Below are 21,844 nucleotides of genomic sequence, written 5' to 3'. Positions count from 1 at the left end.
CTCCGATCCGCTGATCACAGCGTCGTCTCTCCGGTGAGGCCGAAGAAGTCGTGCCATCTGGTGGCGCCGAGGAAGCCGGTGCCGGTGGAGAGCGCGACGTGGACATCGTTGGTGGCGCCCTTGGTGAAGACGATGAGGTCGTCCATGCCGTCCCCGTTGGCGTCGCCGAGGTAAGGGAACTCGCCGGCCAGGCAGAAGAAGTCGTGCCACTTCACTGTGGTCCCGGCGAAGCCGGTGCCGGTGGAGGTGGCGGCGTACACGTCGGCGTTGGCATCGCAGGTGAAGGTGACGATGTCGTCTCTGCCGTCGCCGTTGACGTCACCGACCCTGGGCAGTTCGGCGCCGACGGCGAACAGGTCGTGCCACTTCTGCGCCGCGCCGAAGGAACTGCCGTTCGACAGGGCGACGATGACGTCGCTGGCGGAGGCCGGGCCCTGGGTGAAGGTGATGAGGTCGTCCCGGCCGTCGCCGTTGACGTCACCGAGCGCGGGGAACTCGCCGAACGGGCTGAAGAACTCGTGCCACTTGAGGCCGGCGCCGAAGCCGCTGCCGGTGGAGAGTGCGACGTACACGTCACCGGCGGGGTTGTGCGTGAACGCCACGATGTCGTCGCGCCCGTCACCGTTGACGTCGCCGACCGCGCCGATCTCCGCGCCCGGGGCGAACCAGTCGTGCCACTTGAGGCCAGCACCGAACGAGGCGCCGGTGGAGAGCGCGACGTAGACGTCGCCGGTGTTGCTGTGGGCGAAGGTGACGACGTCGTCGCGGCCGTCGCCGTTGACGTCGCCGGTGGAGGCGGTCTCGCCACCAAGGGAGAAGAAGTCGTTCCACTTCGCCGAGGTGCCGGCGTAGGAGCTGCCGGTGGACGTGCCCACGTAGACGTCGGCGAGGGCATTCTGGGTGAAGGTGACGATGTCGTCGCGGCCGTCGCCGGTCACGTCGGTGTGGGATCCACCGGCGATGGCGTGGGTGCGGGCCGCCTCGTTGAGCTGGGCCCCGGCGGTCGCGGCTGCCTGGTCGTACCGGTCGGGGAAGCCGGACCGTTGGACGCACTGGGCGACCTGGCCGGCACTGTGACCGGGGTTGTTGCGGTCGCAGACGATGGCCCGGGTGACGTACTGGGTGCTGGCGTAGACCGGGTCCATGATCTGCTCCGGAGTGCCCCACCCGTAGTCCCAGCGCTGCTGGAACACCCCGAGCGACGACTTGTCGCCACACGGCAGGTTGTTCATGTGGGACTCGACCCAGCCCGCCTCGAACGCGGACAGCATGACCTTGTCGTTGGCGTTGTACGCCCGGGCGACCCGGTAGACGACAAGGGTCACCGCCGGGTCGCGGTTCGCGGGGATGGAGGGGCAGGCCAGGGTTCCGACCGGGTCCGCGTGCGCCGGCGCGGCCGGGACCGTCGTGCCAGCCATGCCGAGGGCGACCAGCAGGGCCAGGAGAGTACGTCTCACGCTGCTCCTCGTCGGGTCGGGGATGCTCGACTGGTGGCGTCACGAGACTGCCAACGGCCGGGAACCGATTGCTGAGAGTTTCTTCAGGACGCTGATGGGTGTCAATGTTCTATGAAGAATTCCTTCAATACATCGTTCAAGGCGGGCAGGTATTGACAGCCGTTGTCGTCGGCGGGTTTACTCGCCCGCAACCGCTGTCCAATCACGCGGCAGGGCCAGGACGAGTGCGACAGGAGAGGGCAGCCATGGGCGTACGTCGTCGCTCGTTGCTCGGGCGCGCCGCCGCGATCGGGGCCGCCGGCGCGGTCGGTTCCGTCGGCGCGATCCTGACCACTGCCGCTCCGGCCCAGGCGGCGGTCTGGAAGAAGCGGCTGACCGGTGCGGACCTGGACACCAGTAGCCGCTGGCGGGTGGCCGGCACCGATCTGGGCATCCCCTACGTGCTGGAGAACGGATCGGTCGGCTACCTCTTCGGCGACACCTTCGACACACCGTGGCCCGAGGGCCCGCCCCTGCCGAACGACTGGCGGTCGCCGGTCATGTTGCGCTCCGCCGTCCACCCCGGCGCGCCGGGCGGAATCGTGTTCGACAGCGCCGCACGCGTCGCCGGCAACGGACGGGCCCCGGAGCTGATGCACAACGGCCACCACGGCATCGGCATCGACGGTCTTCCCGAGGTGACAGTCATCCCCAACGACGGCATCAGCTTTCCGGAGACCGGTCGGCAGCTCATCTCGTACATGAGCATCGAGAACTGGAACTCCGCCGGCCCGGCCGGCCCGCAGTGGAAGTCCCGCTACGCGGGGCTGGCCTTCTCCGACAACGGCAACGACTTCGTCCGTACGTCGCTGAAGTGGTGGAACAGCTCGGACAACAGGGACCCGTTCCAAATGTGGACCATGCAGCGCGACGGCGAGTACGTCTACGTCTTCTCGGTCCGGTCGGGGCGGCAGGACGGTCCGATGATTCTGCGACGCGTCCGGTGGGATCGGCTGTTCTACCCCGAGTCGTATGAGGGCTGGGGCTGGAACGGCACCAACTGGGGCTGGGGGAGACCCTGCACACCCATCCTCACCGGCCGCTTCGGCGAACCATCGGTGCGCCGGCTGGCCGACGGGACCTGGGTGATGTCCTACCTCAACTGCCAGAACGGATGCCTGGTCACCCGGACCGCGTCCGGACCCGACCGAAGCTGGACGGGGGAGAAGATTCAGCTGACGGGCTGGCAGGAGCCCGGGCTCTACGGTGGGTTCATCCATCCCTGGTCCAGCCGGAACGCCAACGACCTGCACCTGATGGTCTCGAAGTGGACCCGCACCCCGGACGGCCGCAGCACCGCCTACCACGTCAGCCAGTTCACCGGCTCGGTGTGACGGGGCCACCGAACGACAGCCGTCGTGGCCGGACATTCGCGACCTCGACCCGCTGGAGCTGATCTGCGCATACGCGGGCCGCCCTGTCCTCAGCAGGGTGTGAGTGGGTGATTCACGGGGTAGGACCACGGTTGCTGACGACCGCCCCGGGGCGGGGCTGCCGAGCATCCGACGTGGTGCCGGCCGTGCCGGAATCTTCCATTCCGGCGGACGCAGATCGAGGAGGGCGTACTGCGATGACGCAGCCGACGATGGATCCCACCGACGCGTTGGCCGAGCTGGGCCGGGTCAGACTCGACGAGGTCAGCCTGGACGACATGCTGCGCCGGATCGCCGACCTCGCCAAGGGCAGCATTCCTGGGACGAGAGAGGTGACTGTCACTCTGGTGCGGGGTCGGGTCGGTTGGACCGGGGCATTCACCGGCGAGCTGGCCCGTGAACTGGACGAGTGGCAGTACGAGCAGCACCGGGGTCCCTGCCTGGATGCCTCCGCCAGCGGTGACACCATCTCGGTGCCGGACATGGCCACCGAAGAGCGCTGGCCGGCCTGGGCGGAGAGGGCTCGCGGCGCCGGGGTGAAGAGTTCCCTCTCCATCGGGCTTCCCATCCAGGGGTCGGTGGTCGGCGCGCTCAACGTCTACAGCGATTCGCCGAACGCGTTCGACCCGTCCTCGATCGTCAATGCGGAGGGCTTCGCCGCGTACGCGGCGGTGGCACTGGCCAACGCGCACCTGTACGAGAACGCGGCCACACTGGCGGCGCAGATGCAGGAAGCGATGCGGAACCGGGCCGTGATCGAGCAGGCCAAGGGGATCATCATGGGGAGCCGGCGGTGCTCGTCGGAGGAGGCGTTCGCGCTGTTGTCGAAGATCTCCCAGGACTCCAACCGGAAGGTGCGCGAGGTCGCCGAGGCCCTGGTCGCCCAGGCGGTGGGCTGAGAGTCGGGCCTCCAGGTCCGGTGACCACTCGGGGGTGTGGGTGGCTGGTCGGTGGGTAGGGCTGCATCATGCTGAAGCGAGCGGTGTGGCAGGGAGTGGTGGCGGGCCTGGCCGGGGCGGCGGTGATGACGGCCGCCGAGAAGATCGAACAGCGGGTGACCGATCGGCCCGACTCCTACGTGCCGGCCCGGGTTCTGGCCAGGCTGGCCGGCCTGCCGGAAACCTCCGGGCAGCAGCCCCGGTGGCAGAACCTGGCGATGCACTACGGCCAGGGCGCGCTGCTCGGCGTGCTGCGCAGCGTCATGGCGCAGGCCGGGCTGCGCGGTGTCTGGGCCTCAACGATGTTCACGGCGGTGCGCCTGAGCAACGACCAGATCCTGGAGAACGCCACCGGCGTGGGGGCGCCTCCGCTGACCTGGCCCCGCCCCGAGCTCGCCATCGACGTGTTGCACAAGTCCATCTACGCGTTCGCCACCGGAGCGGTGGCCGACGTGCTCGCCGCCCGCGACGGAGCGGGTCCCGGGCAGCGGCACGCGGCGCTCCGTCCCGGTCGCCACGCGGACGTCGGTCCGCTGCCCCGGGCAGCAGCAGGTCGGGCATAGCCGCCGAAGAGCGCCCACGCTCAGGTAGCTGCGTGCGGGGCCGGAGAGTGTTTAGCTGCACGGATGATCACACCCGTTCCCCTCGGTACCTGGCCGACGCCGTTGGAGGCCGCGCCCCGGCTCGCCGCCCGGCTGGGGCTGGCCGAGCTCTGGCTCAAGCGTGACGATCTCAACGGCCTCGGCGGGGGTGGCAACAAGATCCGCAAGCTCCAGTACACCTGCGCCCAGGCGATCGCCGTCGGCGCCACCACTGTCATCACCTCCGGGGCGCCGCAGAGCAACCACGCCCGGCTCACCGCGGCTGCGGCCGCGCGGCTCGGCCTCTCCTGTGTGCTGGTGCTCGCCGGCTCGCCCCCGGAGCGTCGACGAGGCAACCTGCTGCTCGACGGGCTCGCCGGCGCGGAGACCGTCTGGAGCGGCGACCGTCCGCTCGCCGAGGTGGTGGCGACCGAGGCGGAACGACGATCGGCGTACGTCATTCCGTTCGGCGGCACCTCACCTCTGTCGATCCAGGGTTATGTGGACTGCGCTCGGGAGCTGCGGGCCCAGTTGCCGGACGCCGACGGGGTCGAGGTGGTGGCGGCGCTCGGTTCCGGCGGGACGATGGCCGGCCTGGTGCGGGAGTTGGGCGTGCAGCGGGTGATCGGCGTGGATGTCGGTGCCGTGCCGGACCCACGGGCGACAGTCGCCGGGCTGCTCGCCGGCGAGGTGGAGTCGGACGCGCTGCGGATCGACGGCACCCAGGTGGGTGCGGGATACCGCACGCTCACCGACGCCGTCCGGGCGGCGCTGGAGGTGACCGCCCGTACGGAGGGAGTCTTCCTGGACCCGACGTACACCGGTCGGGCGATGGCGGCGCTGCTGACTGGCAGCTTCCCGCACGGCGACCGGGTCGTCTTTCTGCACAGCGGCGGTCTGCCGGGACTCTTCGGTCACCCCGAGCTGTAGGGGGTTCATTCGGGCCAGGCGGAGCCCTCGATGACCCGGACGAAGTCGATGTGGCGGTAGCCGGGCACCCGGTGCTCCAGCACGTCGCCGTTGACGGTCCCGAAGGTGGTGTCCGGCCGGTGCCGGAAACCAGCGGCGAAGGCGTCGACGATGGCCCGCTTGAAGTTCGGCCGCGGGTGTGCCGTGGTGACCGCGGCGATGTCGGCCGGCGACAACTCGTGGTAGCCGATCCCGAGCACGTCCGTCTCGACACCTGCGGTGACCAGGGCGACCTCGGGTTCCAGCCGGTACGGAACCTCGGGCGTGGTGTGCAGGGCGATCCCTTCCCAGACGAGTCGGGCCTCGTGTTCGCCGATGCCGTTGGATCGGAGGAAGCGGCGTGCCTCGTCGGCGCCGTCGAGTTCGAAGCGCTGATCGTCGCGGCGGTAGCGTTCGGTCAGTCCCAGATCGTGGAACATCGCTCCCACGTAGAGCAGCTCGGGGTCGGCCTTCAGGCCGAGCCGCCGACCCTGGAGCGTGCCGAAGAGGAAGACCCGCCGCGAGTGATGGAACAGCAGGTCGTCGGTGGCCTGGCGGACCAGTTCGGTGGCGTCGGTGGCGAGCTGCGAGTCGGGGATCTTGATGCCGGCGATCGTTGTCTGGCTCATCACGGTCCTGTCGGTTGGGGAGCTCGGCTGGGCTCCGATGCGTCCAGCGTCACCCGCCTGACCCGCCGCCTGCCCCGTCCTATCTGCCATGCTTCCCTCAGATCAGGACAACATCGGAGGGGGTTGACGCGGTGGGCAGCGGGGCGGCAGGGGTACACCGGGTCACGGCCCTCGTCTTCGACGGCATGACGTTGCTGGACCTTGCCGGACCGTTCGAGGTCTTCGCCGAGGCCGCCAAGTTCGGCGCCCGGTACGAGCTGGAGGTGCGCTCCAGCGATGGTGCCGCCGTCCGTGCCTCGACGGGCCTGCGCGTGCACGTGGATGGCGCGGCCGATGCGGCGACCGACGTCGGGACCGCCCTCGTGGTCGGCGGCGACGTGCTGGCGGTGCGCCCGATCAGTGCCGAACTCACCGCCGCCGCCGCAGCGCTGTCGGACCGCGCCGATCGCACCGCCGCGGTCTGCACCGGCGCGTTCGTCCTGGCCGCCGCCGGCCTGCTGGACGGTCGGCGGGCGACGACGCACTGGCAGCACGCGCGGTTGCTTGGCGCCGCATTTCCGCAGGTCAGCGTCGAGAGCGACGCGATCTTCGTGCGGGATGGGGCGATCTTCACCTCCGCCGGCGTGTCCGCGGGCATCGACCTCGCGCTGGCCCTCGTGGAGCGCGACCACGGTCCGGAGGTCGCCCGGTCGGTGGCCCAGTCGCTCGTGGTCTTCCTGCAACGGCCCGGTGGCCAGTCGCAGTTCTCGCCGTCGCTTGCTCTGCCCCGACCGCGCACTCCGGTGCTGCGGCGGGTGATCGACGCGGTGGCTGCCGACCCGGCCGACGACCACTCGGTGACGGCCCTCGCCGCCCGGGCGCACGTCAGCCCCCGTCACCTCTCCCGGATGTTCCGGCAAGAGGTCGGCAGCAGCCCCAGCAAGTACGTGGAGGGCGTGCGGGTCGACGCGGCCATCCGGTTGCTGCACGCGGGGAAATCCGTCACCGCCTGCGCCCAACAGGTCGGCATTGGCAGCCCGGAGACGTTGCGCCGGATGTTTCTCGCCCGGGTGGGGGTACCGCCCCGCGCCTATCAGCAGCGATTTCGAACGACGGAGCGTGACTCGACGATGATGCCGGACGACGAGGGCCCGCCGGACCGGTGACCGCGCGGCGGCGCCCTCCGGCGGGGTCGCGCCGGAGGGCACCGCGCCGAACCGTCGACGGATCAGACGCTGGCGAACTGCTCGCGGTGATCACGGGCGAACTCGGCGAAGGTCCGTGGCTGCCGGCCGACGATCCGCTCGACATGGTCGTTGGTGAAGTCGCCCCACCCGGAGCCGTAGGCGACCCGGTACTCGGCGAGGACCTCTGCCGACCACTGGTCGAGGCCGGCCTGGAGCAGGCCGTCGCGTACCTGTTCCGGGCTCTGCGGCACGTAGCGCACCGGCTGGCCGAGCGCACTGGCGACCTCGTCGGCGGCCTCGTCCAGGGTGATGCTCTCCGGGCCGGTGGGCGTGTAGATCTTGCCCTCGTGCCGCTGCGGCGCGGTGAGGATCGCTGCTCCCGCGGCGGCGATGTCCCGGGCGTCGATCAGGCCGACCCGCGAGTCACCGAAGAGCCCGTAGAGGTCTTCACCAGCCTTGGCGGCGAGCAGGTTCTGCATGAAGAAGCTCGGTCGCAGGATCGTCCAGGGGATACCCGACTGCTGTAGCTCCGCGTCGGAGAGCGCGTGGAGTCGGCCGTTGCGGGTGGGCGCGTCGTGCGCGGCCCCGATCGCGGAGAGCCGGACGATGTGCCGCACGCCGGCCTGTCGGGCCGCCCACACCGCGTTCATGCTCTGGCTCGGTGCCAGCGGGCCCATCGGCATCAGCAGCCACAGCGTCGTCACCCCCTCGAACGCCGGGGTCAGCGTGGTGGGGCGGTCCAGGTCGCCGACGACGTACTCGACCCCGTCCAGCCCCGGTGTGCGCGACGAGTCCCGGACAAGAGCGCGGACCGACTGTTTGCCGGCCAGCTCCCGCAGCACCTCCCGCGACACCGTGCCGTTTGCCCCGGTTATCAGAATGGTCATGGTCATCCTCTCGGTCAGGCGGACCGAGGTCGGCCCACCGGTCGCCGACGACGATATAGTCCATAACTTGTACCGTCCAATGATTGGACCAAATTATGAAGCGCAGCACACAGAAGGAGCAGGACCCCGATCTTGGGATCCTGGCCGTGCAGCTCTCCGCACGCGTCCAGCGGGAGATTTTCCGCCGCTCGGCGGAGCAGGGGTTCGACGACGTCCGTCCGCGCCACGGCGCGGTCCTCGCGTACCTGGACGCCGAGGGCACCCGTCCCGGCGAGTTGGCCCGGCTGGCCGGTCGCAACAAGCAGACGATGGGCGCGATCCTCGACGAGTTGGAACGGCTGGGCTACGTCCGGCGTACGCCCGACCCGGCCGACCGCCGGGCAAAGTTGATCGTGCCGACGGATCGGGGTCTCAGCTTCATCGCGGCCTCCGACGGCTTCGTGCACCTGATCGAGCAGAAGCTCGCCGACACGCTCGGCCCCGACCGGTACCGCGACTTCAGGGACGCGCTGGCCCGTGGCGTGGCGAGTCTCCCGGCGACGGGCCAGGACACCGAGGGCTGAGCGGGCATGTGCCGGCGCCAAGCGGGTACGCCGCCGTGGCCCTCAGGGCCGGCGGAACGCCCAGGCTGACCGTCTTTCACGCAGCCGAGGAGCACCGACATGCCTATCGCGGGGCGGGCCCGACTCACACCAACGGTCTCCCTGGTGCTGCTGGCGTCGATCCTGGTGTCCTTCCTGGCCGCGTCGGCGGCCCCGACCCCGCTCTACGGTGTCTACCAGGAACGCTGGCACTTCTCGCCGGTCACGACCACAGTGGTGTTCGCCGTCTACGCCCTCGCGGTGCTGGCGTCGCTGCTCACGTTCGGCAGGTTGTCCGACCACGTCGGCCGACGGCCGGTGCTGGCCGTCGCGATCGCGGTGCAGATGCTCGCGTTGGTCGTCTTCATCGTCGCCAACGGCGTTGCTGCCCTGTTGGTCGCCCGCCTCGTGCAGGGGCTGGCGGCCGGCGCCGCCACCGGCGCGGTGGGCGCCGCCATGCTCGACATCGACAGGGCCCGGGGCACGCTCGCGAACTCGATAGCCCCCGGCATCGGCACCGGAAGTGGCGCACTGCTCTCGGCGCTGCTCATCCAGTACCTGCCCGCGCCGACGCGACTGGTGTACCTCGTGCTGCTCGTGATCCTGCTGATCCAGGCCGTCGGAGTCGCGCTGATGCCGGAGACCGTCACCCCGATGGCCGGGGCCCGAGGCAGCCTGCGGCCGGACATCACGCTGCCCCGCTCGGTGCGCCAACCCGTCCTGGTCGTCATCCCGGTGCTCTTCGCAGTGTGGGCGCTGGCCGGGTTCTTCGGCGCGCTCGGCCCGGCGTTGATCCGCAGCCTCATGAACACGTCGATCGTGGTCGGTGGTCTGGTCCTCTTCGTCTTCGCCGTCTTCGGGTCGGTCGCCGTGCTGGTACAGCGCAACACCGCCGCGCGGACCGTGATCCTGACCGGAATCGTCGCGCTCATCCTGGGCATGGTCGTCACGTTGGTGGCGGTCATGGCGCAGTCCGTCCCGATCTTCTTCGTCGGCCTCGCGCTCGGGGGCGTCGGCTTCGGCAGCGGCTTCCAGGGCAGCCTCAAGACGGTCATGCCGCTGGTCGAGGCGCACCAACGCGCCAGCGTGCTGTCCGTGCTCTACGTCGTCTGCTACGTCGGCTTCGGTCTGCCCACGGTGATCGCCGGCTTCCTCGTGGTCTACGCCGGCGGCTTGCCGAGGACCGCCGACGAGTACTCCGTCGCCGTCATTCTCCTCGCCCTGGTCGCCCTGTTGGGGGTGCGCAGGGCCACCCGGATGGCGCCGGGCTGATGCCGGGAAGCCGGCGCCGAGCACTGATGCAGGCAGTAGCGTGGTGATCAGGAAGGGGGGCGGCGATGAGCCCGAAGGTGGCCCAGGGCGACGCGAGTGCGACGTCGCGCATCGAAAGCCTGGACGTCAAGCTTGAGGTGATCGTCATCCCGGTCTCCGATGTCGACCGGGCGAAGGCGTTCTACGAACGGCTCGGGTGGCGGCTCGACCAGACCCCGCCCGGCATCGTCCAGTTGACGCCGCACGGCTCCGCGTGTTCCGTACAGTTCGGCCCCGGGCTCACGTCGGCGGCACCCGGCTCGGCCACGGCGTACCTGATCGTGTCCGACATCGAGGCGGCCCACGACACCCTCGCCGCGGCCGGTGTCGAGGTCGGCGACGTCTTCCACGTCAGCCCGGACGGCCCGGTCGACGGGCCGGACCCGCAGCGTCGCAGCTACGTCTCGCGCGCCACGCTGCGCGACCCGGACGGCAACACCTGGCTGATGCAGGAGATCACGACCAGGCTTCCCGGACGCATCGAGGGCGGCCTCACGTCGTTCGGCTCCACGAGCGACCTGGCGAGCGCGCTTCGACGCGCGGCCGCCGCCCACGGCGAGCACGAGGAACGTACGGGCGAGCATGACGACAACTGGCCCGACTGGTACGCGGCGTACATGGTCAGCGAGCAGTCGGGGGCCAAGCCGCCCGAGTGAGCGCCACGCCGACGCCTAGGACCTACTGATCGACGTGCTGCCGGTGAGTCACCTGACGACTCACCGGCAGCGCCATTTCCGTTTCAAAATGCGCGCGGCTACCCGCTGCGCGCTGTTCGTACGGGCGATGTACGCGAGTTGTACGCCGACCGTCCTACCATCCCCTGGACACGATGATCTTCGATCCAAGCGGCGCCGCCGGACTCAGAGCTGACCCGGGTGCGTGCCGTGCCTCGTCGCCTGTGCGCGGTCCCCCGGCCGCCGGTAGGGAGGAGACCTCGATGACGAGTCCTGGTGCGGGCGGTGCGATGCCGTGACGCGGGTACGGTTTCTCGCCCTCGGTCCGCTGCACGCCGAGGTCGGTACAGAGTGGCTCGACCTCGGGCCCGTCCGGCAACAGGCGGTCTTCGCGATCCTGCTGTTCAACGCGAACCGTGTGGTCACACCGGCGTCGATCCTGCAGGGAGTCTGGGGCGGCCAGGCCCCGGCGACCGGCACGAAGCTGATCCCGCCGTACATCTATCGGCTGCGACGCACGCTCCAGGCGGCGTGCGTCGGCCACGACGGTCCCGCGATAGACAGCTCCCGGATCGGCTACCGACTGCGCCTCGGTTCGGCCCGCACCGACGTCGCGGACTTCGACGAGGCGGTTGAGCGGGCGGCTGCCGCCGAGACGGCCGGCGACCTCGCCGGGGCCGCGGCGCTACTGGCCGAGGCCGAGCGGAGCTGGGCGGGCGAGCCGTTGGCGGGCCTGACCGGTCCGTACGCGGAGAACCGTCGGCAACACCTGCTCGAACGCCGCATCGTCTGCCTGGAACACCGGCTGGAACTGCATCTGCGGCTGGGCGACTGCCACCGGGCGATCCCCGCGCTCATCGCCCTGCAGGCGGAGTATCCCCTGCGGGAACGGCTGGCGATCATGCTGATGACCGCCCTGTACCAGAGCGGCAGGCAGAGCGAGGCGATCGACGTGTTCGGCGCCTTCCGTACCCGCCTGGCGACCGAATTGGGCGTCGAGCCGACCCCGGCGCTGCTCGCGGCGTACGCCTCGATGTTGCGCGGCGACCTGGGCCCGACCTGGGTGCCGGGCCGTTTTCCCGAAGGACACGCCCGGGCACGGGCGGCCACCAACACGTGATGCGCGGCGTCGCCGCGCGGTGAGGCGGAGCAGATGGACGACGGCCTTGCCCCGGTGCAGCCGGGGGACGCCGGATGGTTTCTGGGTCACTCCCTGCGGGAGCGGCTGACCGGCGCGGTGCCGACCGGCCCCGTCGACGAGGATCTCGGCCGGATCCGGCTGAAGATGTGGTTGGACGAGCCGGTCCACGCGAGGCGGCCCGACCTGATTCCGCAGCGCCTGGCCCAGCACGGGCTCGACGAGGCCGACCTCATCCGGGTCCTGGGCGAGCAGCCCGAGACCGTTCGGTCCCGGTTCGACACGGCACCGGATCACGCCCGTCGGCTGGTCGAGGCCGCGCGGCGACATCCGGCCACCTCGGTGGCGCCCGGCCACAGCGCGGCCGGACACGACGACAGCGCGGGATTCGCGGTGCTCGTCGCACCGCTGATCGCCGACGCGCTCGAACGGTTGGGTGCACGGGTGGCGGCGTTGGTCGACGGCCACCCGCACCTGTCCGCCGAGGCGCTGACCACGCGGTTGGGCCCCGGGCCGATAGACACCGTCAACATGCTGGTGGCCCGGACCATGGCGCTGGAGCTCAACGTGCTGCGGATCCGGGGCGAGCTGTCCGGGAGCAGCCCGCACGAGCGCTTCCACGACTTCCTCCACCGGTTGGAGCAGCCGCAGCACGCGCTGCGCCTGCTGCGCGAATACCCGGTGCTGGCCCGGGATCTGGTGCGGGTCGTCGACAACTGGGAGGCCAGCCGGCTGGAGTTCGCCGAGCGTGTCGTCGCCGACCACGCGGAGCTGTCCGACCGGTGCGGTGGGCCGGACTCGCTCGGCGATCTGGCCGAGGTGAGCTTCGGGGCGGGCGACAACCATCGGGGTGGTCGCTCGGTGGCGGTCGTCCGCTTCGCGACCGGCGCGCGGGTGATGTACAAGCCCCGGCGTCTACAGGTGGACGGCCACTTCCAGCACCTGCTGGTCTGGCTCAACGAGCGCGGAGCGCACCCCGCGCTGCGGACGTTCTGGGTCGTCGACCGTGAGGTGTACGGGTGGACCGAGTTCGTCGAGAGTGGACCCTGCGCCGACCGGGACGCGCTCGGCCGGTTCCATCGGCGGCAGGGCGCCCTGCTGGCACTGTTGCAGGCCCTCGGCGCGACGGATTTCCATCAGGAGAATGTGATCGCCTCCGGTGAACACCCGATGCTCATCGATCTGGAGGCGATGCTGCACAACTGGCAGTGGGAGCGGCCGATCGGCGACCAGGCGGGCTACCTGCAGAGCGCCGGGGTCGCGTTGATGAGCCGGTCCGTCGTCACTGTGGGGCTGCTGCCGGCACCGGTGGTCTGGACCGAGGGCAACCAGGTCAACCAGTTCGACATGAGTGGGATGTCCGGGGCCGGTGGGCAGTTGACCGCCCGGCCGGTCACGGTCTGGGACGGGTTCGGCACCGACGAGATGCGCCTGGATCGGCGGCGGGTCCTGCTGCCCGGCTCGGGGAACCTGCCCACCCTGGGTGAGCAGCGTCTGGACGTGACGGAGTTCGCGCCCGAGATCGGCGACGGATACCGCACGCTCTACCGGATCCTGCTGCGACACCGGGACGAGTTGCTGGGGTCGTCCGGCCCGTTGGCCGCGTTCGCGCACGACGAGGTGCGGGTGGTCCTGCGCGCCACCGAGTCCTACGTCCGGCTGCTCGCCGAGGCGCAGCACCCGGACCTGCTGCGTGACGCGTTGGACCGGGACCGGTACTTCGAGAACCTGTGGGCCGGGCACGAGCACCGCGAGGACCGCGACGCCCTCATCGCCGCGGAACTGGCCCAGATGTACGCCGGCGACGTTCCGATCTTCGTGACCACACCGTCGTCGACGGACCTCACCGGTGGCGACGGCACCGTGGTGTCGGGGGCACTGCGCCAGACCGGCCTGGACGCGGTCCGCGACCGACTGGTGGGCATGTCCGAAGACCACCTGGCCCAGCAGAGCTGGATCATCGAAGCCTCGCTCACCGCGCTGATCATGGGGGACCCGTCGCGGTGGCGTCCACCGAGCCGCCCGGGCGCGGTGGTCCTGCCGCCGCCGGTCGTACCCGCGAAGGTCGTGCACTCGCCTGTCGCCCCCGCGACCGTCGCACCTGAGCGCTTCGTCGACGCGGCGCGCATCATCGGTGATCGGTTGCTGGCGACCGCGCTCGCCGAGGACGACCGGATCTGCTGGCTGGGCCTGAGCCTGATCGCCGACAAGGTGTGGATGCTCGGCCCCAGCGCCATGGACCTCTACAACGGCATCAGCGGCATCGCCCTGTTCCTCGCCCGGCTGGCCGACGTCACCGGCGACACGGTCTACCGGCAGCCCGCCGACCGGGCCGCCACGATGATGCTCCGCGAGGCGCGGAGCTGGCTCACCGGCCCGACCGCGACCGCGGGCGTCGGTGGCTTCGACCACCTGGGCGGTTCGGTCTACGCCCTGAGCCACCTCAGCGCCGTCCTGGACCGCGCCGACCTGGTCGACACCGCCGTGGACCTGGCCGCCTCGATGGTCACGCACGCCACCGAAAGCCGCGAGTACGACATCATCAACGGCAGCGCCGGCGGGCTGCTGGCCCTGCTGTCGCTGCACCGGGTCACCGCGGACCCCAGCCTGCTCGACGGCGCCCGGACGCTGGCCCGGCACACGCTCAGCGGCGCACGGCCGGTCGGCGACGGGGTCGGCTGGTCCGGCACCCTCTACGCGGACACGCCGCTCGCCGGCTTCTCCCACGGCGCGTCCGGTATCGCCACCGCCCTGGCCCGATGGGACCGGTACACCGGGACGCACGAGCATCGCGACACGGTGGACGCGGCGCTGCGCTACGAACGCACGGTGTACGACGAGGCGACCGGCAACTGGCGCGACCTACGTCCGGACACGCCGGAGGGCGACTCCATGGTCGCGTGGTGCCACGGCGCGGCCGGGGTCGCGATGGCCCGCGCCGAACTCCTCGGCTACGCCACCGACGACGCGCTGCTGCGCGACGACCTGCGGCGTGCGCTGACGGCGACGCTGGAGCCGAGAAACCTGCTGCACAACCACTCGATCTGCCACGGGGACCTCGGCAACGCCGAGGCCGCACTGGTCGCCGCCCGAGCCCTCGGGGACGACGAGGCGGTCCAGCGCGCCACCGCGATCGGGGAGACCGCTGTCGCGGACATCGAGAACCGCAACTGGCGGTGCGGTGTGCCACGGGGTGTCGAGACACCGGGGCTGATGAGCGGCCTGGCCGGCATCGGTTACGCGCTCCTGCGCTGGGCCGATCCGGCGGGTGTGCCGTCGGTGCTGCTGCTGGAGCCGCCGACCGACCATCGCGGTGCCATCGATCTGCCATAGCGCGGTCCTACGGTTCCGCCCGTGGAGGCCCATCCACGTATCGCGCTTCACCACCTATAGATCGGAGTTTCAGATGGACTACATCAGGGCGTGGAAGGACCCGGTCTACCGGGCGTCCCTCAGCGCCGAGGACCGGGCCAGCCTGCCGGCGAACCCGGCCGGCTTCGTCGAGCTGAACGACCAGGAGCTCGACGGCGCCGACGGCGGCACGTGGACCCCGACTCCCACGATCACCGTGGTCACCGGGGCCGCCGGCTGCTTCTCCTTCAACGGCACCTTCTGCAACGGCACCTGCGCGGCGTTCACCGCCGGCTGTTGCGGCTGACCGAGCCACCTCGGCGGGGAACACGGCCCGTCCTTCACGACTGCGTTCTCTCGCCGGCACATCCCCGAATCCCTTGAGGAGAGCCCTTAATGAACATCGTGCAAGCCTGGAAGGACCCCGAGTACCGGGCGAGCCTTTCCGCCGAGCAGTTGGCGGCGCTGCCGGAGCACCCCTGCGGCGTGGTCGAGCTCGGTGACGACGTCCTCGCGCACATCGCCGGCGCGCGCACCGAGGGCCTGTGGACCCTCGGCTGCTGTGGCGGCTTCACCGCCCGGGAGACCCCGTGCGGTTCCTGTGGCGCGACGTGCGGCGGAACCACCTGTGGCACCTGCCAGACGCAGTCGACCTGCGGTCTGTGCACCGCCTGATCCACCCGCTCCACCGGCGGTGCCCGGACACCTGAGATGTCCGGGCACCGTCCCCCGCGAGACCCGACCGCTGCGCGAGAGAGAGCACCCCCGATGACGCAGTCGCACCTGCCCGGCCACGACCCGGTGGACGTTTCGAACCCCTGCTGGTACCTGGCGTACTCCCTGCCGGAGAGGCTCGGCGGCGCGGCGCCGACCGGCTCGGCGGACGAGGACCGGGGGCGGCTCCGGCTCGATCGGTGGAAGAACGAACCGGTCTTCGCCGGTGACACGGACCTGTTCGAGAGCTGGCTCGACGCCCTCGACCTCGACGAGCCCACCCTGACCACTGTGCTCGGCGAGACGCCGGAGACGGTCCGCAGCAGGTTCGCCGACATCCCGGACTACGTGCGCACCATCGAACGCGCCTGGCGCAACCACCGGCCGGGCGAGACCGGTGCCGCCGACCAGCACGGGCACGACCATGACCATGACCACGACCACCACCACGAGCCGCACCCGCACGCCGCGTTCGTCGAGCTGGTGCGCCCGCTGGTGGACGACGGTGTCCGCCGGGTACGCGAGGCGGTGTACGCGGCCTGCGCGGGTGCGCCGGGACCACACCTCGACGCCGACCTGCTCGCCGACCAACTCTGCGAGCCGCCCTACGGGGCGATCAACCTGCTCGTCGGCCGGGTGCTCGTGCTGGAACTCAACGTCCTGCGTGTGCAGGGGCAGTTGGAGGGGGAGACCTCGCAGCAGCGCTTCGAGGACTTCGCCCGGCGGCTGCGCGACCCGAAGTACACGCTCGACGTGCTGATGGAGTACCCGGTGCTGGCCCGGGACGCGACGATCCTCATCGACAACTGGGTGGACGCCCGGGTCGAGTTCGCCCAGCGCCTCGTCGCGGACGCCACAGCGCTGACCGCCCGGCTGGGCGACCCGGCGGAGCTGGGCAGCGTGACCGAGGTGTCGTTCGGTGCCGGTGACTCACACCGCGGCGGTCGCTCGGTCGGGTTCGTCCGCTTCGCCAACGGCGCCCGCGCCGTCTACAAGCCCCGAGGCCTGCAGGTCGAGCTGCACTTCCAGCAACTGCTGGACTGGCTCAACACGCGCGGCGCACAGCCGTCGCTACGCACCATGTGGGTGCTCGACCGCGGTGACTACGGGTGGTCGGAGTTCGTCGCCGCCGGGCCCTGCGCCGATCACGACGCGCTGCGCCGCTTCTACACCCGGCAGGGCAGCTACCTGGCGTTGCTGCACAGCCTCGCGGCCGTCGACTTCCACCTGGAGAACATCATCGCCGCCGGCGAGCACCCGATGCTTGTCGACCTGGAAGCCCTCTTCCACCCGCAGGGCGAGCAGACGGACCAGCAGATCGGCGTCTCGGCGGAGTCGTTCCGGACGATGCGGGAGTCGGTCCTGGAGGTCGGGCTCCTGCCCCGGCCCATCATCTACCAGGACGACGACGGCGTCGGCGGCGTCGACTTCAGCGGCCTGGCCGGCACCGCCGGGCAGCTCACGCCCACCCCGGTCGCCACCTGGGAGGAGTCCGGCACCGACGAGATGCGCCTGGTCCGCAAGCGCATCGAGATGGGGGGCGGGCAGAACCTCCCCAGCCTGAGTGACACGGCACACCACACCCTCGACTTCAGCGCCGACATCATGGCCGGGTTCGAGCAGACCTACCGGCTGCTGCACCGCCACCGCGATGAACTGCTGGCACCGGACGGGCCGGTGGCCGCGTTCGCCGGTGACGAGGTACGCGTGATCCTGCGCGCCACCCGCACCTACGGCAAGTTGCTGCAGGAGAGCCGCCACCCCGACCTGCTGCGCAACGCGCTGGACCGGGAGCGGTTCTTCAGCTTCCTCTGGTTGCAGGAGGAGTGGCCCGGGGCCGAGGCCCGGATCGCCACCGCCGAGCAGGCACAGCTGAGCCGCGGCGACATCCCGTTCTTCAGCACGACGCCCGCCTCGCACGACTTCGTCGCCGGAGACGGCTCGGTGGTCGCCGGGGTGCTGCCCACCAGCGGCCTGGAGCGGTCGCGGCAGCGCATCGGCGCCCTCTCCGAAACCCACCTGGCCCAGCAGACCTGGATCCTGCGTAGCTCGCTCGCGGCGCTGACGATGGGCGTGGAGAGTCAGGGGCAGTGGTCGGAGTACCAGGTCACCGCCGCCACCGTTCCCGCCGATGTGGACCGGTTCATCGCCGCCGCGTGCGCTGCCGGCGACCGGCTGCTGCTGTCGGCCGACACCGGCGAGGACTCGATCGCCTGGCTCGGGCACACCCTGGTGGCCGACAAGATCTGGCAGCTGGGCCCGGTCGGGATCGACCTTTACAGCGGGCTGTCCGGGATCGCGATGTTCCTCGGCTACCTCGGCGAGGTCAGCGGCGAGCAGCGCTTCCGCAGCGCCGCCGAGGTCGCCGCCGGCATGCTGGTACGTCAGATCGACCTGCTCGACGAGACGCCGACGGAGAGTTTGGAGAACTTCACAGTCGGCGCCTTCAACGAGCTGGGCGGACCGCTGTACGCGTTGAGTCACCTGGGTGCCCTGTGGCAGCGCGAGGACCTGTTGGACGCCGCCGGACGCATCGTGCCCGTCCTGCTGCACCTCGCGCCGCAGGACGAGGCGTACGACGTGATCAGCGGCGCGGCCGGAGCGATCCTCGCGCTGCTGGCGTTGCACGCGGCACGGCCGTCGGAGCCGGTCCTCGACGCGGCCCGCACGTTCGCCCGGATCCTGCGGGACAAGGCCGAGCCGGCCGGCGACGGGATCGGCTGGGCGGGCGCGGTGAACCCGAGTCGGCCGCTGGCGGGTTTCTCACATGGGGGGTCCGGCATCGCGGTCGCCCTGGCCCGGCTGGACCGGGCCCTCGGCAACCGCGACCATCTGCCGCTGGTCGAGGGAGCGATGCGCTACGAACGCTCGGCCTTCGACCCGGAGCACATGTGCTGGCTCGACCTGCGCGACACCACGCCGGAGCGGTACTCGATGGTCGCCTGGTGCCACGGCGGGCCCGGCATCGCGCTCGCCCGCGCCGACCTCGCCGGCTACGTCGACGACCACGAACTGCTCGACCGCGACCTCGCCGACGCCAGCACGGGCATGCTGCGGTTCGGCCTGACCGGCGAGGTCATCACGGGCACCGGCAACCACAGCATCTGCCACGGCGACCTCGGTAACGTCGAGGCCCTGCTGGCCGCGGCACGGGTCCGTGGCGACGAGGACGCCGCCCGGCAGGCCGAGCTGGTGGCCGCCAGCATCCTGGACTACATCGACCGGGACGGCTGGCTGTGTGGGGTTCCGCTCGGTGCGGAGACTCCGGGCCTGATGAGCGGCATCGCCGGCATCGGCTACAACCTGCTGCGTCTGGCCTTGCCGGAGCGGGTTCCGTCGATCCTGCTGGTCGAGCCTCCGGTTCAGTCGGTGGGCGGTGACCCGCGTGGCTGAGCAGCAGCTCTGGCCGTACCGGCCGCAGGCGTTGGCGACCTACCGCGGTGGCGTGCACGACGGCCCGGCGCGGAGCCCGATCCGGTCCTCACGACGGCCGCTGGTCGCGCTCGCCGTGCTGCTGCTGATCGGCGTGGGCTTCGCGGCGGTCATGCGGGTGCCACGGACTGTCGACGGCGTCGTGATCGGTGCCGACGGGCCGAATCGGGTCTCCATGTTCGCCGGACGCCTCAGTCCGGAGCCGGCGCCGGGCACGGAGGTCACCCTCGTGCAGGAGGGTGGCCGGTCGACACTGCGGGTGGTCCGGGCCGAGGTCGTCGACGACACCGCCGATCGGCGCTGGAACATCCCGGCGGAGGTGCCCCGGCCGGTCACCATCGTCTGGCTCGCCGGAGACGCGAAGGAGAGCTTCGGCCGGCTCAGTCTCGTGGTCGCCAACCCCAGACTGCTGGAGTTGGTGCCGGGCGTTGAGGGGGTCCTCCGATGACGATGAGCTGGCTGCGACCACGTCGCCGGGTGCCGATCATGCTCCAGATGAGCGCCACCGAATGCGGTGCCGCGTGCCTGGCCATGGTCTTCAGCTCCTACCGGCGGTGGACCTCTGTCGCCGAGTGCCGCGAGCAGTTGGGCATCGGCCGTGACGGGGCCACGGCGTTGCAGATGACCCAACTCGCCCGCCGGACGGGGATGCGGGCCCGAGGTGTCAGCGTCGACATCGACGGACTGCCACAGCTGCGGTTGCCGGCGATCGTGCACTGGAACTTCCGGCACTATCTGGTGCTGGAGCGGTGGGACCGACGCGGCGCCGTCGTCGTCGACCCGGGGATGGGCCGGCGGCGGATGAGCCGCGAAGAGTTCGGCGAGGGGTTCACCGGAATCGCCATCGAACTCACCCCGGGCGAGGAGTTCGAGCGACGCTCCAGCCCGGGACGGCTGGCCTCGCTGCGGTTCGCCCGCAGCATGCTGACGTTCTCCCGTCCGTTGCTCGGCCTGGTCCTGGTCGTCTCGCTGCTGCTCCAACTGGCGGTGCTGCTGCCCGCACTGATCACCAAGTTCGCGGTCGACACGGTGATCGGGAAGGGGCAGGTCGAGGCCCTGACCGTCCTCGGCCTCGGCATGCTCCTGCTGTTGGCCACCCAGGGGGTGGGCACCTACGCCCGAGGTGCCGCTCTCAACGTGTTGCACGCCCGCATGGACGACACCATGATGCGGCGCTTCTTCGACCACCTGCTCGCCCTGCCGTACTCCTACTTCCAACTGCGCAGCAGCGGCGACCTGCTGATGCGGATGTCCAGCAACACAGTCATCCGCGACCTGGTCACCAGCCAGACGATGTCCCTCGTCCTCGACGGACTGTTCGTCGTCGTCTACATCGGCATGCTCCTGGCGTTCACGCCGCTCTACGCCTGGTTGGTGCTGGGCCTGGGCCTGCTGCAACTCGGCGCGATAGTGGCGACGTACCGGGCCATGCGGGAACGCACGCACCGGGACATCGCCGCGCAGGCCGAGGAGCAGAACTACGCGGTCGAGGTGCTGGCCGGCGCCGAGACGGTGAAGGCGATGGGCGCCGAGCAGCAGGTCCTCGGCCGCTGGTCCGGGCTGTTCCAGACCCGGCAGTTCGCCTCGCTGCACCGCCGTCAGTTGGAGACCGGGTTGGAGGCGACGCTCGGGGTGTTCCGGATGGGATCGCCGCTGCTCCTGCTGTGGGTCGGCGCGCACCAGGTCGTCGCCGGCGCGATGTCGCTGGGCACCATGCTGGCGCTCAACGCCCTCGCCGCGGCCGTGCTCACCCCGCTGATGGGCCTGGTCAACACGGCTCGTCAACTACAGACGGTCGGCACCCACCTGGAACGGATCCGGGACGTGATGGACGAGGCCGCCGAGCAGGACCGGTCCACGTCCCAGCCACCGGGCCGCATCTCCGGGCAGGTGACACTGAGCGGAGTCGGAATGCGCTACAGCGCCAACGCCGCCTGGGCCGTACGCGGAGTCGACCTGACCATCCCGCCCGGCGCGAAGGTGGCGCTGGTCGGGCGGACCGGTTCGGGCAAGACGACGCTCGCCAAGACGATCATCGGACTGTACGTGCCCACTGAGGGCGAGGTCCGCTTCGACGGGCGTCTGCTGCAGGACCTCGACTTCCGCGAGTTGCGACGCTGGTGTGGCATGGTCACCCAGGAGCCTGCCCTGTTCGCCGGGTCCGTCCGCGACAACATCTCCCTCGGGCACCCGGCCGCGACCTACGACGAGGTCATTCTCGCCGCCGAGCGCGCGCAGATCCACGACGAGATCATGGCGATGCCGATGGCGTACGAGACCCGACTCACCGAGGGCGGCGGAGGGCTCTCCGGCGGCCAACGGCAACGGCTGGCCCTCGCCCGCGCCCTCGTGCACAACCCGCCGCTGCTGCTGCTCGACGAGGCGACCAGCCACCTGGACGTGGTCACCGAGCGTCGGGTGGACGAGGTCCTCTCGGCGCTGTCGTGCACCAGGATCGTCATCGCGCACCGGTTGAGCACCGTGCTCAACGCCGACCTGATCGGTGTGATGGAGGAGGGTTCCCTGGTGGAGCAGGGCACGCACGACGAGTTGATCGCGCACGGGCGCTACTACGAGGCGCTGATCCGCGACCAGCTCCAGACGGCCCGACCGCTGTAGTCGGGC

18 protein-coding genes are annotated in these 21,844 nt (G+C 70.7%); 15 read left to right on the top strand and 3 right to left on the bottom strand.

The window, feature by feature from the left end; all coding sequences use genetic code 11:
* Window positions 1–14: 14 nt before the first annotated feature.
* Window positions 15–1,457, bottom strand: coding sequence for an FG-GAP repeat domain-containing protein (locus tag MED01_RS07715; RefSeq protein WP_238667814.1), 1,443 nt, complete (start codon window positions 1,455–1,457; stop codon window positions 15–17).
* 245 nt (window positions 1,458–1,702) lie between these two features.
* Between MED01_RS07715 and MED01_RS07710 the strand changes: the two genes are divergently transcribed.
* The 4 genes from MED01_RS07710 (at window position 1,703) to MED01_RS07695 (ending at window position 5,318) form a co-directional block, all read left to right on the top strand.
* A complete protein-coding gene (locus tag MED01_RS07710; RefSeq protein ID WP_238667813.1) occupies window positions 1,703–2,830 on the top strand; it encodes a glycoside hydrolase family 183 protein in 1,128 nt (375 codons plus the stop codon).
* A gap of 236 nt (window positions 2,831–3,066) precedes the next feature.
* On the top strand, window positions 3,067–3,768 hold the full coding sequence (locus MED01_RS07705) for a GAF and ANTAR domain-containing protein (protein WP_238667812.1): 702 nt from the start codon (window positions 3,067–3,069) through the stop codon (window positions 3,766–3,768).
* Between the two features lie 68 nt (window positions 3,769–3,836).
* A complete protein-coding gene (locus MED01_RS07700; protein ID WP_238667811.1) occupies window positions 3,837–4,370 on the top strand; it encodes a hypothetical protein in 534 nt (177 codons plus the stop codon).
* Window positions 4,371–4,433: 63 nt separating this feature from the next.
* Entirely contained in the window at window positions 4,434–5,318 is an 885-nt protein-coding gene (locus MED01_RS07695) for a pyridoxal-phosphate dependent enzyme (protein WP_238667810.1), read from the top strand.
* A gap of 5 nt (window positions 5,319–5,323) precedes the next feature.
* On the opposite strand, the gene MED01_RS07690 is transcribed toward MED01_RS07695, so the two are convergent.
* Window positions 5,324–5,965, bottom strand: coding sequence for an HD domain-containing protein (locus MED01_RS07690; protein ID WP_238667809.1), 642 nt, complete (start codon window positions 5,963–5,965; stop codon window positions 5,324–5,326).
* Between the two features lie 131 nt (window positions 5,966–6,096).
* Between MED01_RS07690 and MED01_RS07685 the strand changes: the two genes are divergently transcribed.
* Window positions 6,097–7,110, top strand: coding sequence for a GlxA family transcriptional regulator (locus tag MED01_RS07685; protein ID WP_238667808.1), 1,014 nt, complete (start codon window positions 6,097–6,099; stop codon window positions 7,108–7,110).
* A gap of 62 nt (window positions 7,111–7,172) precedes the next feature.
* Here the strand turns inward: MED01_RS07685 and MED01_RS07680 are convergent, their stop codons facing one another.
* Complete coding sequence (locus MED01_RS07680; RefSeq protein WP_238667807.1) at window positions 7,173–8,018, bottom strand: SDR family oxidoreductase; 846 nt, start codon at window positions 8,016–8,018, stop codon at window positions 7,173–7,175.
* A 95-nt stretch (window positions 8,019–8,113) separates the two neighbouring features.
* Between MED01_RS07680 and MED01_RS07675 the strand changes: the two genes are divergently transcribed.
* From MED01_RS07675 to MED01_RS07630, 10 genes are all read left to right on the top strand, one after another.
* Window positions 8,114–8,581, top strand: a complete 468-nt coding sequence (locus tag MED01_RS07675; RefSeq protein ID WP_238667806.1) for a MarR family winged helix-turn-helix transcriptional regulator — start codon at window positions 8,114–8,116, stop codon at window positions 8,579–8,581.
* A 99-nt stretch (window positions 8,582–8,680) separates the two neighbouring features.
* Window positions 8,681–9,871, top strand: a complete 1,191-nt coding sequence (locus tag MED01_RS07670; protein WP_238667805.1) for an MFS transporter — start codon at window positions 8,681–8,683, stop codon at window positions 9,869–9,871.
* Window positions 9,872–9,936: 65 nt separating this feature from the next.
* Window positions 9,937–10,566 (top strand): VOC family protein, encoded by a 630-nt coding sequence (locus MED01_RS07665; protein WP_238667804.1) that lies wholly within the window; start codon window positions 9,937–9,939, stop codon window positions 10,564–10,566.
* Window positions 10,567–10,879: 313 nt separating this feature from the next.
* Entirely contained in the window at window positions 10,880–11,704 is an 825-nt protein-coding gene (locus MED01_RS07660; RefSeq protein WP_238667803.1) for an AfsR/SARP family transcriptional regulator, read from the top strand.
* A gap of 33 nt (window positions 11,705–11,737) precedes the next feature.
* On the top strand, window positions 11,738–15,055 hold the full coding sequence (locus MED01_RS07655) for a type 2 lanthipeptide synthetase LanM family protein (protein WP_238667802.1): 3,318 nt from the start codon (window positions 11,738–11,740) through the stop codon (window positions 15,053–15,055).
* A gap of 73 nt (window positions 15,056–15,128) precedes the next feature.
* A complete protein-coding gene (locus tag MED01_RS07650) occupies window positions 15,129–15,380 on the top strand; it encodes a mersacidin/lichenicidin family type 2 lantibiotic (RefSeq protein WP_112603060.1) in 252 nt (83 codons plus the stop codon).
* An 89-nt stretch (window positions 15,381–15,469) separates the two neighbouring features.
* Entirely contained in the window at window positions 15,470–15,748 is a 279-nt protein-coding gene (locus tag MED01_RS07645; RefSeq protein ID WP_091399738.1) for a mersacidin/lichenicidin family type 2 lantibiotic, read from the top strand.
* A 93-nt stretch (window positions 15,749–15,841) separates the two neighbouring features.
* Window positions 15,842–19,180 (top strand): type 2 lanthipeptide synthetase LanM family protein, encoded by a 3,339-nt coding sequence (locus tag MED01_RS07640; RefSeq protein ID WP_238667801.1) that lies wholly within the window; start codon window positions 15,842–15,844, stop codon window positions 19,178–19,180.
* Window positions 19,173–19,667, top strand: coding sequence for a hypothetical protein (locus tag MED01_RS07635; RefSeq protein ID WP_238667800.1), 495 nt, complete (start codon window positions 19,173–19,175; stop codon window positions 19,665–19,667). The genes MED01_RS07640 and MED01_RS07635 overlap by 8 nt, the downstream gene beginning before the upstream one ends.
* Complete coding sequence (locus MED01_RS07630) at window positions 19,664–21,838, top strand: peptidase domain-containing ABC transporter (RefSeq protein WP_238667799.1); 2,175 nt, start codon at window positions 19,664–19,666, stop codon at window positions 21,836–21,838. Before MED01_RS07635 ends, MED01_RS07630 begins: the two co-directional genes overlap by 4 nt.
* The last annotated feature ends 6 nt before the right edge of the window (window positions 21,839–21,844 follow it).

The organism is Micromonospora alfalfae (genome assembly GCF_022230925.1).
GTDB classification, from domain to species: domain Bacteria; phylum Actinomycetota; class Actinomycetes; order Mycobacteriales; family Micromonosporaceae; genus Micromonospora; species Micromonospora alfalfae.
The sequence above is the reverse complement of the archived record's forward strand: the minus strand, read 5'-3'. Positions and strand labels throughout refer to the sequence as shown.